Origin of the sequence: Bacillus sp. DC4300-2b2 (assembly GCF_049895685.1) — a bacterium.
In the GTDB taxonomy this organism is placed as follows: Bacteria; Bacillota; Bacilli; order Bacillales; family Bacillaceae; genus Bacillus; species Bacillus safensis.
Window position 1 is genome coordinate 47,297 of sequence record NZ_JAFCSW010000008.1, and the last position, 15,984, is coordinate 63,280.

A 15,984-nucleotide genomic window follows, 5' to 3' on the forward strand; every position below is an offset into this window, starting at 1 on the left:
GGTAGTTAAAGAATGGCTGCTGCTCGTAAACAAAATACGCGTAAACGTCGCGTGAAAAAGAATATTGAAGCTGGAATCGCTCATATTCGTTCCACTTTCAACAACACGATTGTAACGATTACTGATGTTCATGGAAACGCAATTTCTTGGTCAAGTGCTGGTGCATTAGGATTCAGAGGTTCTCGTAAATCTACTCCTTTCGCTGCACAAATGGCTGCTGAAACTGCTGCTAAAGGTTCTATCGAACATGGTCTTAAAACACTTGAAGTAACTGTTAAAGGTCCTGGTTCTGGTCGTGAAGCTGCAATTCGTGCGCTTCAAGCTGCAGGTCTTGAAGTTACTGCAATTAGAGACGTAACTCCAGTTCCTCATAACGGATGCCGTCCACCAAAACGTCGCCGCGTGTAATTTGTTTGTATAGATTTTGTGTCCCTGTCAATAATGGGTTATGATACAGTTATTTATGAGACGAATACACGACTCGTTGCCTGAGCACATACGGGACTAAACAATGAGGAATTTCGGATGGAATCTCATATGATTCTATTCGAGGTTTCGACGTTTTGAAGGAGGGTTTTATTAGATGATCGAAATTGAAAAACCAAAAATCGAAACGGTTGAAATCAGCGACGATGCCAAGTATGGCAAGTTTGTCGTAGAGCCACTTGAGCGTGGATATGGTACCACTTTAGGGAACTCCCTTCGTCGTATCCTTTTATCCTCACTTCCTGGTGCAGCTGTAACATCGATCCAGATAGATGGTGTCTTACACGAATTCTCAACGATCGAAGGCGTGGTTGAAGATGTTACAACGATTATCTTAAACATTAAAAAGCTTGCACTCAAAATCTACTCTGAAGAAGAGAAGACGCTTGAAATTGATGTACAAGATGAAGGTACTGTAACAGCTGCTGATATTACACACGACAGCGATATTGAAATCTTAAATCCAGATCTTCACATCGCAACTCTTGGCAAGAATGCGAGCTTCCGTGTTCGCTTAACTGCACAAAGAGGTCGCGGGTATAATCCTGCTGATGCAAACAAAAGAGACGATCAGCCAATCGGTGTGATTCCGATCGACTCAATCTATACACCTGTATCTCGTGTGACTTATCAAGTGGAGAACACCCGTGTTGGGCAAATCACAAACTATGATAAATTAACACTAGATGTATGGACTGATGGAAGCACAGGACCGAAAGAAGCGATCGCTCTAGGTTCTAAGATTTTAACTGAACACCTGAATATTTTCGTTGGGTTAACTGACGAAGCTCAGCATGCTGAAATCATGGTTGAGAAAGAAGAAGACCAAAAAGAAAAAGTGCTTGAAATGACAATTGAAGAGCTTGATCTTTCTGTTCGTTCTTACAACTGTTTGAAGCGTGCGGGTATTAACACTGTTCAAGAGCTTGCTAACAAGACAGAAGAGGATATGATGAAAGTTCGTAACCTTGGACGTAAATCTCTTGAAGAAGTGAAAGCGAAACTAGAAGAACTTGGACTGGGTCTTCGTAAAGACGATTGACTAGTTTCATTGTGAACTAGGATTTTCGTGTGTTTTTTATTCATACAGCATCTCTAATTAAGGAGGGGACATCACATGGCATACAGAAAGCTAGGACGCACTAGTGCACAACGTAAAGCAATGCTTCGTGACCTAACGACTGATTTGATCATCAACGAACGCATCGAAACAACTGAAACACGTGCGAAAGAACTTCGCTCTGTAGTTGAAAAAATGATCACTCTTGGCAAACGCGGAGATCTTCATGCTCGCCGTCAAGCTGCAGCCTACATTCGTAATGAAGTAGCTAACGCTGAAACAAACCAAGATGCACTTCAAAAATTATTCGCTGACGTTGCAACTCGCTACGAAGATCGCCAAGGTGGATACACTCGTATCATGAAGCTTGGACCTCGTCGCGGCGATGGCGCACCAATGGCTGTCATTGAATTAGTTTAATCACATATCGTGTATCTAAGAAAGGGCGGGACAGTTCATAACTGGATCTATGCCCTTTTTTAGGTACTACGGCTTTTTTTAGGAATAAGCAAAGAAGAGGTTGAGCTGAGAGGAGGTCCGGTAGAGATGGGGAAGACATTAATTGACGTAAAGGACATTGTATTTCGTTATCACAAGGATGCGGACAAGCCCGCTTTAGATCAAGTGTCACTGCATGTGAATCAAAATGAATGGCTCGCCATTGTTGGTCATAACGGTTCAGGTAAATCCACACTTGCCCGTGTGCTGAATGGGCTCATTTTACCGGATGCTGGTACGGTCAAGGTTGGAGAGATTGAGCTCAAAGAAGAAAGTGTTTGGGATATTCGCAAAAAGGTCGGAATGGTCTTTCAAAACCCAGATAACCAATTTGTGGGCTCAACGGTTCGTGATGATGTGGCTTTTGGTTTAGAAAATAACGGGGTTGAGCGGGAATTGATGATAGAACGTGTAGATTGGGCTGTCAAACAGGTCAATATGCAGGAGTTTCTTGATCAAGAGCCGCACCATCTATCAGGCGGGCAGAAGCAGAGAGTCGCTATTGCAGGTGTGCTTGCCGCAAGCCCTGACATCATGATCTTGGATGAAGCAACATCAATGCTTGATCCAATTGGCCGTGAAGAAGTGTTAGAGACTGTTAGACTACTGAAGGAACAAGGAACAGTCACAGTCATTTCCATCACACATGATTTAGACGAGGCTGCCAAGGCAGACCGCGTTATTGTGATGAATGGCGGGAAGAAATTTGCCGAGGGAACGCCAGAGGAAGTATTTGAACTAGATGAACAGCTGGTTCAGATTGGACTTGATCTGCCATTCTCCTATCGCTTGAGCAAGCAATTGAAGCAGCAGGGTGTGCCGCTTGCAAATGCCCATTTGACACAAGAAGGATTGGTGAAAGAGCTATGGACATTACGATCAAAGAATTAGAGCATCGTTATCAAATGAAAACGCCGTTTGAGCGTCTCGCTTTGTATGATGTCAATGCTTCCATCAAAGAGGGCAGCTATGTCGCTGTCATTGGTCATACGGGCTCTGGCAAGTCTACATTGCTGCAGCATTTAAATGGATTGCTCAAACCAACGAAGGGGAGCATTGCGCTTGGAGAGACGGTTTTACAAGCCAATAAAAAGCAGAAGGATATGAAACCCCTCCGGAAAAAGGTAGGCATCGTGTTTCAGTTTCCTGAGCATCAGCTCTTTGAGGAAACCATCCTCAAGGATATCTGCTTTGGCCCGATGAACTTTGGTGTTCCTCAAGAGAAAGCAGAAGCGAAGGCGAAGGAGATGCTGAAGCTGGTGGGTCTTCCTGAATCCCTATTATCTCGATCTCCCTTTGAACTAAGCGGCGGTCAAATGAGACGTGTGGCGATTGCAGGCGTTTTAGCGATGGAGCCAGAAGTGCTTGTGCTTGATGAGCCGACTGCTGGGCTGGATCCACGCGGGCGGAAGGAAATTATGGACATGTTCTATGACCTTCATCAAAAGGCAAACCTCACCACGATCCTGGTCACACACAGTATGGAGGATGCCGCTCATTATGCGGATCAAATGATTGTGATGCATAAAGGGACAGTGAAGGCGACAGGCACGCCGAGAGAGTTGTTTGCCAATCGTACAGATATGTCTTCATTTGGTCTCGACCTCCCGGAAACGATTAAATTCCAGCAGACTGTAGAAGAAAAGCTGGGTATTACGTTTCCAAGGCCGCTTCTGACCATGGATGAAATGGCAGAAGCCTTAACAGCTCTTTATCAGGAGGACACGACATCATGATGGATAGTATGATTATCGGCAAATATGTGCCAGGTTCATCCTTTGTCCATCGTCTTGATCCAAGGACAAAGCTGTTATCAATTTTCTTTTTTGTTTTTATTGTCTTTTTTGCTAATAATTACATCACTTACGGGCTTTTAGGTGTCTTTACCATTCTTGTGGTGATGGTTTCTCAGGTGCCGCTATACTTTATTCTCAAGGGAATGAAGCCGATCCTATGGATTGTCCTGTTTACCTTTATTCTGCATATTTTCATGACGAAGGATGGCGCCTTGCTATTTCACTTTGGTTTTTTGAATATTTATGAAGAAGGTCTAAAGCAGGGGGTCTTCATTTCACTCCGTTTTGTCTATCTCATTATGATGACGACACTTCTTACGTTAACCACAACGCCTATAGAAGTGACAGACGGAATGGAGAAGCTGCTGCACCCATTCCGTAAAATCAAACTGCCCGTTCATGAGCTTGCTCTCATGATGTCCATCTCTCTTCGGTTTATTCCGACTTTATTAGAAGAGACGGACAAAATCATGAAGGCACAAATGGCTCGAGGCGTTGATTTTACAAGCGGACCTTTAAAGGATCGCATGAAAGCCATCGTTCCTTTGCTTGTTCCCCTTTTCGTCAGTGCGTTTAAGCGTGCAGAAGAACTGGCGACCGCGATGGAAGCGAGAGGCTACCGCGGGGGAGAAGGACGGACGAAATACCGTCAGCTTGTCTGGGGTATGAAGGACACGTTCACGCTGCTTCTATTCATCCTGTTAACAGCGCTCCTTGTGCTGCTTAGAAATTAGGTGATTCCTAGATGAAGGTCAAATGTACTGTATCCTACGATGGGACACATTTTAAAGGCTATCAGGTGCAGCCAGGGCAGCGAACCGTACAGACGGAGATCGAGTCTGCCCTTGCAAGAATGCACAAACAGGATGAACTGATTCCGATTGTGGCTTCCGGCCGGACAGACAGCGGTGTTCATGCAAAGGGACAGGTCATCCATTTTGAGACCCCGCTCTCGATTCCGATGGAGAGATGGCCTTTTGCCCTCAACAGCCTGCTGCCGGATGATATCCGTGTTTTAAAGGCTGAGGAAGTCGATGACTCGTTTCATGCCAGATTTGGTGTTGTTTCGAAGGAGTACCGTTATAAGGTCTCAACAGAAACACACCAAAATGTGTTCACGAGACAGTATGCCTGCCACTATCCTTACCGGCTGGATGTCGAAAAAATGAAAGAAGCCGCTGAGCACCTGATTGGGACACATGATTTTACAAGCTTTTGTGCGGCCAATACAGAGGTACAGGACAAGGTGAGGGATATTTATGCCCTCGAGTGGAAAAACGTCTCAGACGGGCTTGAAATGCGTGTGAGAGGGAATGGTTTTTTATACAACATGGTGAGGATTATCGCTGGAACGTTGCTTGAAATCGGTTCTGGTAAATTTCACCCTGAAGAGATAAAAGCCATGCTTGCCGCCCGAAATCGCGAAGCGGCAGGCAAGACTGCGCCTAGTCACGGACTGTATTTATGGGAAGTTTTCTATGACAACTAAACCAGGTGTAACATGTTCTTGACACAGGAAGCAGAAAGTTATAAGATATCATATGGTATGTATTTCAACCCCACAAATAAGCCCCGGAAGACTTATCTGTGTTTTGAAATAGAACGTAGCATTTGATTCAAGGAAAATTCATTGATTTATTTAGGAGGGAAACTCATGCGTACAACACCAATGGCGAACGCAAGCACAATTGAGCGCAAATGGCTAGTTGTTGATGCGGCAGGCAAGACTCTAGGTCGTCTTTCTACTGAAGTAGCATCACTTTTGCGCGGTAAGCACAAACCAACTTATACACCACACGTTGATACAGGTGATCATGTCATCATCATCAATGCTGAGAAAATCGAATTAACTGGTAAGAAATTGACGGACAAAATTTACTACCGTCACACTATGCACCCAGGTGGTTTGAAACAAAGAACTGCTCTTGAGATGCGTACAAACTACCCTGAAAAAATGTTGGAGCTTGCTATCAAAGGTATGCTTCCAAAGGGTCCACTAGGTCGTCAAATGTTCAAAAAATTAAATGTGTACCGTGGTTCTGAGCATCCACATCAAGCACAACAACCTGAAGTTTACGAACTTCGCGGTTAATTATAAGGGAGGTTAACAATTTGGCACAGGTTCAATATTACGGTACAGGTCGTCGTAAAAGTTCTGTAGCGCGCGTTCGCTTAGTTCCAGGTGAAGGCCGTATCGTCGTTAATAATCGTGAAATTACTGAATACATTCCATTCGCTGCTTTAATCGAAGACGTGAAACAGCCTTTGAACATCACAGAAACAGCTAACAGCTACGATGTTCTTGTAAATGTTCACGGTGGTGGATTCTCTGGTCAAGCTGGAGCAATTCGTCACGGTATCTCTCGTGCTCTTCTAGAAGTAGATCCTGAGTACCGTACACCACTTAAACGTGCTGGACTTCTTACTCGTGACTCTCGTATGAAAGAGCGTAAGAAATACGGTCTTAAAGGCGCTCGTCGCGCACCTCAGTTCTCAAAACGTTAATTCTATTACGTTTCTCAAAGGCTCTCAAGCTTATGCTTGGGGGTCTTTTTTTAGGCTCTAAAATTATAGGACTACGAAAAATTTATTGCTGGTTATAACTCTATACCTTTGAAACTTTTGAGCGGTTTGATCTTTTAGAGTTTCTGTTACGTGTTTATAAATGTTCATAGTCATTGGATGCCTAATCGAGCCTGTACAACTTTAACGCCTGATCCCGCTTCCAATAAACTTATAATATGAAAATAGGTCATTACTGCTATTGCCTCAGAGCGGTTGTATTTTCCGTAATCAGCAGAGGCAAACTCCTCACTATTGAGACAGCATTTATTCCATGATTTGATGAGTTCTTGTGTAGCAAAACTCGCCAATTTTTGTTAGTCAATTTATGATGTATGGTAAGAGGAAAATAGGGAAAATAAAGTATTTTTGCTATATACTTTGCCTAAAGGTCTTTGAATCATCTTTATTGACCACTATGTTGAACTGTAGATGCGGTCTAGGAATATTTATTAATACGTGAAGTTATTAAATTATAGGTAGGTGCAATAGTGAGTTTAGTGAAAATAGAACCCAGAAGTACACTTAATAATAGTGAGATAACTGAAATTTTTAAATGTGCTCCTCAAGGAGGTATGAGGCGCTCGCTTGAAACGAATACCTTAGTTTTAGTATCGGATCATACAAAAGCATTGTATGAAGACCGGTGGGATGGAAATGTTTTTCATTATACTGGTATGGGAAGAACGGGAGATCAGACATTGACATCTCAAAATAAAACTGTGGCTGAATCATTAAGTAATAAAGTGGAGATGCATTTGTTCGAAGTGTTTGAAGCGAAGAAATATGTGTATCGTGGGGTAGTGAAACTAGCTGATGAACCATATCAAGAAGAGCAGCTAGATGATAATGACCAACTGCGACAAGTATGGGTCTTCCCTCTTGTGTTGGCAGACGATCAAAAGATAATCATTCCAGATAAGTTGATAAAGATGAAACAAGTGTTGAGGGAAAAGAAGGTAAGAAAACTGGGTGAGAGCGTTTTAGAAAACAGAGCTAGAACCGCCAGAAGAAAAAGTAGTAAACGTAAGACTATCTCAACTACATATGAACGTGACCCATATGTTACAGAATTTGCAAAACGCTGGGCAAAGGGAGTTTGTCAGTTGTGTGATCAACCGGCCCCATATTTAAATATGAATGGGGAGCCTCATTTACATACCCATCATATTAAATGGTTATCACGTGGTGGAGATGATTCAATATACAACACTATTGCTCTTTGTCCTAATTGCCATGATAAAATGCATATTTTAGATTTGGAAGAGGACGTAAGAAAACTTCAAGAGAAAGTGTTAAAGAGCGTAGAAGTAGGAACAATCAAAATTTGAACCAATTAACTAAGGTTAATTTTGGTCACATTTTGACACCAAATATACAGTACGACATTCATTCTTTTTTGCTGATGCAAAAATAGCCCGTTAAATTAGCGCATCTCACACTTCGTTAATCAATTTTATATTGTATGGACGTTTAACCATATATGAAAAGCATCAGCATCCTGCTGGTGCTTTTTTATTTGTGTTTTTTTCTGTATGGAAACATATAAAATAGGAGCATAGCAAGGTTTCTGTTTAAAAAACGAAGTCTATGGAGGGTGTCATATGAATCTAACAACAGAAAGGTGTATCATTCGACCATTTGCTGAGGATGATTGGCATGATGTCTATGCATATACATCTGATCCGGCGGTGATGAAGTATATTCCGGAAGGTGTTTTTTCTAAAGAAAATGCGAAGGAATTTGTCGAAAATAATTGTCTTAAAACAGCCAAAAATTTTGCTGTTCTATTAAGGGAAGGTCAGATTTGCATCGGGCATATCGTGTTTCATCCATACTTTGGTGAGCACACATATGAGATTGGCTGGGTCTTCAATCCTGCCTATCAAAACAAGGGCTATGCATCAGAAGCGGCGTATGCTGTCCTACATCATGGTTTTCACACACTGAACTTACATCGGATCATTGCCACTTGTCAGCCTGAAAATGTGCCATCGTGGAGAGTGATGGAGAAAATGGGGATGAGGAGAGAGGGGGATTTTAAAAAATGTATACCACAAGGAAATGAGTGGTGGGATGAGTTTTACTATGCCATCTTACAAGAGGAATGGTTCGTGAAGAGGGCTTGATCAGTTTTCATGATATGAAGTACTTTGATGAAAAAGCAGCTGATCAAATCTTATATGAGAACGCTCTTAACTGGTATTTTGGTAAGTGAAAACAGTCTTCCATCCATCATAGGAGGTGCTTTCATTGAATTTAAATCAATTGACATTTAGAGAAGCCGTGCAAGAAGATCTCGACAAAATCGTCTTCATGCTTTCAGATGATAAGTTAGGTCAAAAGAGAGAGCGTTACACTCGCCCATTATTAGAAAGCTATATCAAAGCCTTTCATTCAATCGATGCTGATCCAAATATTGAACTCATAGTTGCGTGTGACCAGGAAGAAGCAGTTGGTGTTCTTCAGTTAACCATGACGCCATTTCTTACACATCAAGGAGGTTGGAGAGCATCCATTGAAGGAGTTCGTACGGCTTCAACCCATAGAGGAAAAGGAGTCGGCTCGCTGCTTATCAAGTGGGCCATTCAACGCGCAAGCGACCGCGGCTGTCACATGATTCAACTGACAACAGATAAACAGAGACCAGAAGCACGCCATTTTTATGAAAAATTAGGGTTTGAAGCCACGCATGAAGGAATGAAGCTGCATTTGCCCCATGAATAAGGATATCAAGAAGCGGAGGATTCAAGAGCCTCTGCCTTTTTTGTGCCTTTATTTGAAATATTTGTTATATTTAATATATAAATTCTCTGTTATTTGGAAAGGAGAAACATGTTACTCAAAGTCGGTCTAGTTGTCATAGGTGTGGTCATACTTTACGTGGTGGTTCAAGTCTTGTTGTATAAAAGAGATATGAAGAAAACGAAGGAAGATCTTTTGACATTTGTCGCAAAAAACAAAAAGGACGTTTCAGTGACAATCATTGAAAATGATGATGTGGTGTTAGAATGGAATGCTGATCAAAAAACACCGCTTGCAAGTACGGTGAAATTAGTTGTTTTATTTCATTTTGTTAAAGCTGTATCGAGCGGCGCCATTAAGCTAGAGGAAAAAGTGGCATTGTCTGATATAGAGCGGTTTTATATTGATAGAACAGACGGTGGTGCGCACGCGTACTGGCTGGAGGTCAATGATTTTTCTGAGCATGCGGCTTTATTAGATGTTGCCAAAGGGATGATGCAATTCAGTTCGAATGCTTGTACGGATTATTTGATTGACCGGCTGGGCTTAGAAAAGATCAATGATCAGATGAAACAAGCAGGTCTTACAGAACATGATGAACTCATGCCGCTGACGCCAATGATTTTGTGGTCCGCTTATGTATCTGATCATCGGCGGGATGCATTAAAGCAAATGAGTAGTGTATCCGATAAACAATACAAATCTTTGATGAATGAGATTTTTAATATCATGAAAAATGACCCAGAGCATAAAAAGGCGTTAGAAGAAAAAATGAAAAAAAAGAACTTATTAGGCTGGCGTATACAATCATTACTGACGCAAAAGCTGACAAAGTCTACAACCAATCAATATGCACAATTGATGAAACGTCTTCATGACGAGCTGTTAACAACAGAAGAAAAGAGTCTTTTTAGCCAAATCGTACTGGGAGAAACATTGAAAAAGGAAACAGATCAATATCTTTGGTATAAAGGCGGAGCAACATTGTTCGTTTTCACAGGTGCTTTATATCGAAGAACAGATACATCCTCTATATCCATTTCTCTTTATATCAATGATCCGAAAGCGAACAATTCTCACTGGATTGGGGAAGTATTCAACGAATTTATGCTTACTGCAGCAGTGGATCAAAACTTTCGACAACGATTGATACAGGCTTTCACTACATAAACATCAAAAAACAGAGGGAAACACCCCTCTGTTTTATTATTTCTGCATTGGAAACGCTTTGTATACATCTTGGCGTTTCTCTTTTGACTTCACAACTCCATCAACCAGTTCCTTTTGCCAAAGCGCTGTATCGTCTTTGTACTTTTTAAAAGGGTGAGGGAGCTCTTTTTCTAGCTGTTTTCTTTTAAACGTGACGGACGGCTCGTCTTTAGAGCTCATATTAAGTGTCACTTGCTCTACGTTATCGACAAGAATAAAAAGTGCGATGGCGTTGTATAAATACGTTTTTTCGATCGTGTCCTTTTGATCAAACCAGAAGGCGTCAAACTGTTCTTCTGTATAGCCTGCATTTTCTTTTACTCCATACGTGACGTTTAGTGCTTTTCCATCGATGATTTCAAATTCACGAATTACGCCTCCAGGAAGATTTGATAAGATTTCACGAATGGCTGAATTGTCACCGAGATACGTGTTTTTGTGTTTTGAAAGTTGTTTTAAGGATATGTCTTCTATTCCTTTTATATCGCTCTTTTTCTCTGTGGCTTGACTGCTGCATGCAGATAAGACGACAGTTAATAGCAGCAGGATATACATCCATTTCTTCATTGATTTTGCCCCTTTATTGTTCTTTCTATATGTAAATGTCTATTTTATCACAATTTTCCATTCCGATCGTTCACAGGCCGTCATTTCCATTTACTGAACTGCATGTTTTGTTCAAACCAACGAACAATACAAAGAAAAAAGGAGTTCAGTCCATGGCAGAAGTGCTTTCATTTTATCAACTGAAAACAAAACGAGATGTCACGCTTGAAAAGAAGCTTTTGCGTACATTGTCTCTTCAACAAGTGACGGCTGCTTCCGAAAAATTCACGAAGAAGCTGTTCCCATTTGCAGATGATCCAGCAGGTATTATGAGTGATGGCTGCATCGATTTCGCCATTGAAGCCTTTTTAGCTGGCGGAAGATACGGTGAGTCGAGTAAATACGGAGAATCGTTCAACGATATCAAGAAACGGTCCTCCCAAGAGGAAGCTGAGCTGATTGAAGAGCTCGCAGGGTGCTTGCAATCGTGGGGTAATATGTTCCGTATGGAGCGGAAGATGTCGTGTTTGTATCCATCTGCGAAAGAATTTTTAAGCATGTGGTGGCAGGAAGGCTTTCGTGAATCAGAAAAAAGACACAAGCTTCGGCTGCACTAAGCATATTTCCAGCCCTTGTCCCATATCTATAAAATAATGGTGTATGGGAGGGACAGGGATGAAAAGAAAGCTGAAGTGGACAGGGTTTTTAATTGGGTTTATTGTCCTCTTATTCTTATTCAGGTTTCAATTTCTAAATGATGATTCATGGAAATCTTGGAATTTGCCTCTAAGCGGGAAGATCATCTATTTAGATCCGGGTCACGGCGGTCCAGATGGAGGGGCTGTAGGAGGAGAGCTGCTTGAAAAAGAGATTGCACTGGATGTATCCATGAAGATACGTGACTATTTGCAGGAGCAGGGAGCGCTTGTTCTCATGACCCGAGAGGATGATTCTGATTTATCATCAAAGAATACAAAGGGTTATGCCCGGAAGAAAGCGGAGGATTTAAGGAATCGCGTCAAAGTCATCAATGAATCTGAAGCAGACCTCTATTTAAGCATTCATTTAAATGCGATACCATCCAACAAATGGAGCGGGGCACAGACGTTTTTTTATGGAAAATATGAAGAGAATGAAAAGGCAGCGAAGTTCATTCAAGATGAATTACGCAGAAACCTTGAAAACACAGATCGAAAGGCGAAGCGGATCAACGGCATTTATTTAATGCAAAATGTCACAAAGCCAGGAGCTCTTGTGGAAATTGGATTTCTCTCCAACCCGAAAGAGGCTGGTCAGCTGGCAACACCTAAATATCAGGATCAAATTGCTGCCTCTATTTATAAAGGGATTTTAAGATATTTAACAGAGCAAAAAGAGCCGCCTGAATAAGGGGCTTTTTCCTTTTGATCGCAGGCAAACAGGACAGACATTGTAAGGATATGTATGATATACTTGGATTGTAAACGAATTCAATAAAGGGTGAGGTTCTGCTATGATCGGACAAGATGATGTGAGAAAACTAGTTGGGAAGATGGACGAACCTTTCCTTCATATACCGCTTGGTGAGCTGGATGCCATCAAGGAAATCAGCCTAAAGCCTGAGAAAGAGCATGTGAGCCTAAAGGTGGCTATTGCCAAAACAGGCACTGCTGAGCAGATGAAGCTGCAGCAAGACATCGTACAAGCCTTGAAAGCAGCAGGCGCTAATACAGTAGGACTTCGTTTTGAGGAACTACCTCAGGAAACACTTGAAAAGTTTATGCCATCACAGGATGAGGAAGAAACCCTGCTTAACTCTAAAAATCCGCCTGAGTTCTTAGCAATTGCAAGTGGAAAGGGCGGAGTTGGTAAATCGACTGTTTCTGTTAACCTTGCTGTAGCGCTGGCTCGTCTAGGGAAAAAAGTCGGGCTGATTGATGCCGATATTTATGGCTTTAGTGTACCGGATATGATGGGAATCACCGTTAGACCAACAGTAAAAGGGGAAAAAATTATACCTGTGGAACGCTTTGGCGTCAAAGTGATTTCAATGGGCTTTTTTGTTGAAGAAAATGCACCGGTCATCTGGAGAGGACCGATGCTTGGTAAAATGTTAAATAACTTCTTCCACGAAGTCGAGTGGGGAGAATTAGATTACTTACTATTAGACCTTCCGCCTGGAACGGGGGATGTGGCGCTTGATATTCATACAATGCTACCTAGCTGTAAAGAAATCATTGTCACAACACCGCATCCAACGGCTGCCTTTGTTGCTGCAAGAGCAGGTGCAATGGCACTGCAAACAGATCATGAGGTGCTCGGGGTCGTTGAGAATATGAGTTATTATGAAAGCAAAAAAACAGGTGAAAAGGAATACGTCTTTGGAAAAGGCGGCGGGGAAAAGCTGGCTGAGGAGCTGCGAGTAACAGTCCTTGGCCAAATTCCTTTAAGACAGCCTGATTGGAATGAGGATGATTTCGCGCCTTCTGTCTATGATGCCAGTCATCCGACAGGAGAAGTATATCAACACATCGCGAATAAAGTCATTGAACAATTAGCAGTGAAAGCATAATGAAAGCCCGAGTGGATGAATGCCACTCGGGTGATGTTTAACTGTCGCTTTGCGAGCCGGAATCACTGCCGCTTTCAGATGCAGCCTTTTTGAGCTCATCTTCGAATTTCTTCTTATAAAGAGGGCTGCTTAATGTTTCCGTAATGACTTTTTCTAAGTGCTTTCTAAACTCTTTACTTTTTACCAGTTCACCGTATTTCTTTTCCATCTCAGGATCCTTGAGAATATCCATCATTAACTGTTGATAGTCAGGATCCTTCATTAACTGTTTTAACATTCTTTCATGCTGTTGCTGCATGGATTTTGCGAAAGTCTCGGCAAATTTAGAATCCTCAAAGACCTTCTTCCAGAACTCTTTGCCTTTATCAGAAGTCAGTGTTTTCTCTATCGTTTTTTTCACAGTTTGTTCATCCATTACCAAAGCTTCATTCATTGCCTCGTCATTTAATAACTGTTGAATGGCCTTTTTACCGTCATCTGTCTTTAATATATCGACGACCATTTTTTTTGTTTCGTCATAGTCCATATTAGATGAGGATTGGGTTTTGGGAGCACAAGCTGTTAGAGATAAAAGAAGAAAACAGCTCATTATACGCAAGATGCCTTTTGACATACTGTGGCTCCTTTCGTTACATGTCTTACTTTTAATATGAATGTTTCACGTAAATTTATACATAACAAAAATAGGGGTTGGATCAGTTCAAATGAAAAGTCGGGATTTAGTTCGTTTTTTCTTCTCTGTGCTAGCTGTTGGAGCGGTGATTACTAGCGTGGTAGGCTTTGCACTGGAGTGGGGAAAATATCAGAAGCTTTTTATATCGTTTGAAATTCTAGAGATCGCATCTGTGTTATTTTGGTTCATTGGTGTAGGGATGATCTTTAGTGTCATTAGCCAGATGGGGTTTGTTGTCTTCTTGACGGTGCACCGGTTTGCGTTGGAGATTTTCCGGTCGCATTCTTTATGGAATACCATTCAGCTGTTTCTTGTGATTTTTGTGCTGTTTGATTTAGCTTATTTGCGATTTTTGTTTTTCGGGGAGAATGAATCCTTTTTTCCATACTTGTGGCTGCCTGTTTTCATCGGTGTTTTTGCATTGATCGTGGCTTACTTTAAACAGCAGCAGTCCTCTAAGAAAACATTTGTTTCCGCAATGTTTCTTATGGTCGTCATCACGTCGTTAGAATGGTTCCCGGCGCTCAGAGTCAATGAAGAGGACTGGCTGTATTTAATGCTGTTCCCGCTATTAGGCTGTAATGCGTTTCAGCTGTTAGCGATGCCGCGGTTTTCAAAAGCGAAAGCTACTTAACTTCTGATGACTTTGTTTTCGTGTTGGAGATCAGTTCGCCAACCGTCACATTTTTTAAATGCTTTTCTTTTATTTGTTTCAAAATAGCTGGTAAGGCTTGAGCGGTTTGGGTTGCTGAATCTGAGGCGTGAAGGAGAACAATGTCTCCGCTCTTCATTCGATCATTTACATTCTGAACAATCTGGTCGACACCCGGATTCAGCCAATCCTGTGAATTGATGCTGTAATGAACAACGGTATAACCGTACTGTGTGGCAATTTTCAGTGCTGTTTCGTTAAACTGTCCAGTTGGTGGTCTTAATAGTTGAATGTCATCTAGTCCGAGCTTTTGAAATGTATTTTGTGCACGGACAAGATCTTGCTTGATTTCATTATCTTCAAGCTGGCTATAATTTTTATAAGCATAGCCGAGGCTTCCGATTTGGTGGCCGTCCTCCCTAATTTGTTTCACGATATCAGGATGACGCTCAGCCCAAGAAGCAGACAGAAAGAAAGTGGCGTTCTTTATACCGTACTCTCGAAGGACATTTAAAATAGGAACAGCCTTCTCATCCCCCCAGCCAATATTAAAAGTAAGTGAGACATGCTTTGATGAAGTCTCGCCTTTATAAATGGCTCGGGGCCCATGTTCAGTTTTAAATACCGACAGCGGCGGTGCCTTTTGTACATAAAAAAAGGTTGCAGCTGCAAGGGCTGCTACAAGAATAATGACAACTTGCTTCAGCCGTTTAATAGGCAACACATATAATCGACTCAATTCAAACACTCCTGCCTTGTCCAAGATTGTTACTTGATTGTATGCAGGACAAGGGTTTAAGATGCTTAATAAAACTATTTCAAAAAAAGTTTTGAAAAGGCGTTGACCGAAAGAATGTTTTCGTGATATATTATTAATCGTCGCTGACACACAGTGACAAACACAAAACGCTTCGGGAAATAAACTTGAAAAAAGTTGTTGACATAAGATGAAGCGAAATGTTATATTATTAAAGCCGCTAAGAACGGCGGAGATGATCTTTGAAAACTAAACAAGACAAAACGTACCTGTTAATTCGAGTTTTTATAAAAAATCCTATGATACTTCATAGGTAGTCAGTCAAACTGGCGAAAAGCAAAACTTCGGTTTTGTACTTTTTCGGAGAGTTTGATCCTGGCTCAGGACGAACGCTGGCGGCGTGCCTAATACATGCAAGTCGAGCGGACAGAAGGGAGCTTGCTCCCGGA

20 protein-coding genes and 1 rRNA gene are annotated in these 15,984 nt (G+C 41.8%); 18 read left to right on the forward strand and 3 right to left on the reverse strand.

Annotated elements, in window-relative coordinates; all coding sequences use genetic code 11:
• Positions 1 to 12: 12 nt before the first annotated feature.
• From rpsK to ACP69X_RS18335, 13 genes are all read left to right on the forward strand, one after another.
• Positions 13 to 408: a 30S ribosomal protein S11 gene (gene rpsK, locus ACP69X_RS18275; protein WP_003217231.1), complete on the forward strand. Its 396-nt coding sequence runs from the start codon at positions 13 to 15 to the stop codon at positions 406 to 408.
• Positions 409 to 583: 175 nt separating this feature from the next.
• Complete coding sequence (locus ACP69X_RS18280; protein WP_003217009.1) at positions 584 to 1,528, forward strand: DNA-directed RNA polymerase subunit alpha; 945 nt, start codon at positions 584 to 586, stop codon at positions 1,526 to 1,528.
• A 75-nt stretch (positions 1,529 to 1,603) separates the two neighbouring features.
• A complete protein-coding gene (gene rplQ, locus ACP69X_RS18285) occupies positions 1,604 to 1,966 on the forward strand; it encodes a 50S ribosomal protein L17 (protein ID WP_003216944.1) in 363 nt (120 codons plus the stop codon).
• Between the two features lie 126 nt (positions 1,967 to 2,092).
• Positions 2,093 to 2,935: an energy-coupling factor ABC transporter ATP-binding protein gene (locus ACP69X_RS18290; protein WP_008356549.1), complete on the forward strand. Its 843-nt coding sequence runs from the start codon at positions 2,093 to 2,095 to the stop codon at positions 2,933 to 2,935.
• Complete coding sequence (locus tag ACP69X_RS18295; RefSeq protein ID WP_039175989.1) at positions 2,911 to 3,780, forward strand: energy-coupling factor ABC transporter ATP-binding protein; 870 nt, start codon at positions 2,911 to 2,913, stop codon at positions 3,778 to 3,780. The genes ACP69X_RS18290 and ACP69X_RS18295 overlap by 25 nt, the downstream gene beginning before the upstream one ends.
• A complete protein-coding gene (locus ACP69X_RS18300; RefSeq protein WP_426052947.1) occupies positions 3,777 to 4,574 on the forward strand; it encodes an energy-coupling factor transporter transmembrane component T family protein in 798 nt (265 codons plus the stop codon). The genes ACP69X_RS18295 and ACP69X_RS18300 overlap by 4 nt, the downstream gene beginning before the upstream one ends.
• Before the next feature lie 11 nt (positions 4,575 to 4,585).
• Positions 4,586 to 5,329, forward strand: coding sequence for a tRNA pseudouridine(38-40) synthase TruA (truA, locus tag ACP69X_RS18305; RefSeq protein WP_075612261.1), 744 nt, complete (start codon positions 4,586 to 4,588; stop codon positions 5,327 to 5,329).
• Between the two features lie 165 nt (positions 5,330 to 5,494).
• Positions 5,495 to 5,932: a 50S ribosomal protein L13 gene (rplM, locus tag ACP69X_RS18310; RefSeq protein WP_003217042.1), complete on the forward strand. Its 438-nt coding sequence runs from the start codon at positions 5,495 to 5,497 to the stop codon at positions 5,930 to 5,932.
• Positions 5,933 to 5,952: 20 nt separating this feature from the next.
• On the forward strand, positions 5,953 to 6,345 hold the full coding sequence (gene rpsI, locus ACP69X_RS18315) for a 30S ribosomal protein S9 (RefSeq protein ID WP_007496354.1): 393 nt from the start codon (positions 5,953 to 5,955) through the stop codon (positions 6,343 to 6,345).
• A 548-nt stretch (positions 6,346 to 6,893) separates the two neighbouring features.
• The gene (locus tag ACP69X_RS18320) at positions 6,894 to 7,733 is read left to right on the forward strand and encodes an HNH endonuclease (protein ID WP_426052948.1); all 840 of its coding nucleotides are present in this window, start codon (positions 6,894 to 6,896) and stop codon (positions 7,731 to 7,733) included.
• A 273-nt stretch (positions 7,734 to 8,006) separates the two neighbouring features.
• Positions 8,007 to 8,531: a GNAT family N-acetyltransferase gene (locus tag ACP69X_RS18325; RefSeq protein ID WP_426052949.1), complete on the forward strand. Its 525-nt coding sequence runs from the start codon at positions 8,007 to 8,009 to the stop codon at positions 8,529 to 8,531.
• Positions 8,532 to 8,655: 124 nt separating this feature from the next.
• On the forward strand, positions 8,656 to 9,129 hold the full coding sequence (locus ACP69X_RS18330; RefSeq protein WP_041084729.1) for a GNAT family N-acetyltransferase: 474 nt from the start codon (positions 8,656 to 8,658) through the stop codon (positions 9,127 to 9,129).
• A 108-nt stretch (positions 9,130 to 9,237) separates the two neighbouring features.
• Complete coding sequence (locus ACP69X_RS18335) at positions 9,238 to 10,317, forward strand: serine hydrolase (protein ID WP_426052950.1); 1,080 nt, start codon at positions 9,238 to 9,240, stop codon at positions 10,315 to 10,317.
• Positions 10,318 to 10,353: 36 nt separating this feature from the next.
• Here ACP69X_RS18335 and ACP69X_RS18340 read toward each other — a convergent pair whose 3' ends face one another.
• Entirely contained in the window at positions 10,354 to 10,923 is a 570-nt protein-coding gene (locus tag ACP69X_RS18340) for a DUF4825 domain-containing protein (protein ID WP_426052951.1), read from the reverse strand.
• Positions 10,924 to 11,075: 152 nt separating this feature from the next.
• Here ACP69X_RS18340 and ACP69X_RS18345 point away from each other — a divergent pair, with 152 nt between their 5' ends.
• From ACP69X_RS18345 to ACP69X_RS18355, 3 genes are all read left to right on the forward strand, one after another.
• Positions 11,076 to 11,519: a DUF2521 family protein gene (locus ACP69X_RS18345; RefSeq protein WP_041084727.1), complete on the forward strand. Its 444-nt coding sequence runs from the start codon at positions 11,076 to 11,078 to the stop codon at positions 11,517 to 11,519.
• Between the two features lie 58 nt (positions 11,520 to 11,577).
• A complete protein-coding gene (cwlD, locus tag ACP69X_RS18350; protein ID WP_024425615.1) occupies positions 11,578 to 12,291 on the forward strand; it encodes an N-acetylmuramoyl-L-alanine amidase CwlD in 714 nt (237 codons plus the stop codon).
• 103 nt (positions 12,292 to 12,394) lie between these two features.
• Positions 12,395 to 13,453, forward strand: coding sequence for a P-loop NTPase (locus tag ACP69X_RS18355; RefSeq protein WP_426052952.1), 1,059 nt, complete (start codon positions 12,395 to 12,397; stop codon positions 13,451 to 13,453).
• A gap of 37 nt (positions 13,454 to 13,490) precedes the next feature.
• Here ACP69X_RS18355 and gerD read toward each other — a convergent pair whose 3' ends face one another.
• The gene (gene gerD / locus ACP69X_RS18360) at positions 13,491 to 14,066 is read right to left on the reverse strand and encodes a spore germination lipoprotein GerD (protein WP_073978995.1); all 576 of its coding nucleotides are present in this window, start codon (positions 14,064 to 14,066) and stop codon (positions 13,491 to 13,493) included.
• 91 nt (positions 14,067 to 14,157) lie between these two features.
• On the opposite strand from gerD, the gene kbaA reads away from it, so the two are divergent.
• Complete coding sequence (kbaA, locus tag ACP69X_RS18365; RefSeq protein WP_041084725.1) at positions 14,158 to 14,760, forward strand: KinB-signaling pathway activation protein; 603 nt, start codon at positions 14,158 to 14,160, stop codon at positions 14,758 to 14,760.
• Here the strand turns inward: kbaA and pdaB are convergent.
• Positions 14,753 to 15,517 (reverse strand): polysaccharide deacetylase family sporulation protein PdaB, encoded by a 765-nt coding sequence (gene pdaB, locus ACP69X_RS18370; protein WP_426052953.1) that lies wholly within the window; start codon positions 15,515 to 15,517, stop codon positions 14,753 to 14,755. The genes kbaA and pdaB overlap by 8 nt on opposite strands.
• Before the next feature lie 375 nt (positions 15,518 to 15,892).
• Here pdaB and ACP69X_RS18375 point away from each other — a divergent pair.
• Positions 15,893 to 15,984, forward strand: a 16S ribosomal RNA gene (locus ACP69X_RS18375); the annotation flags it as partial.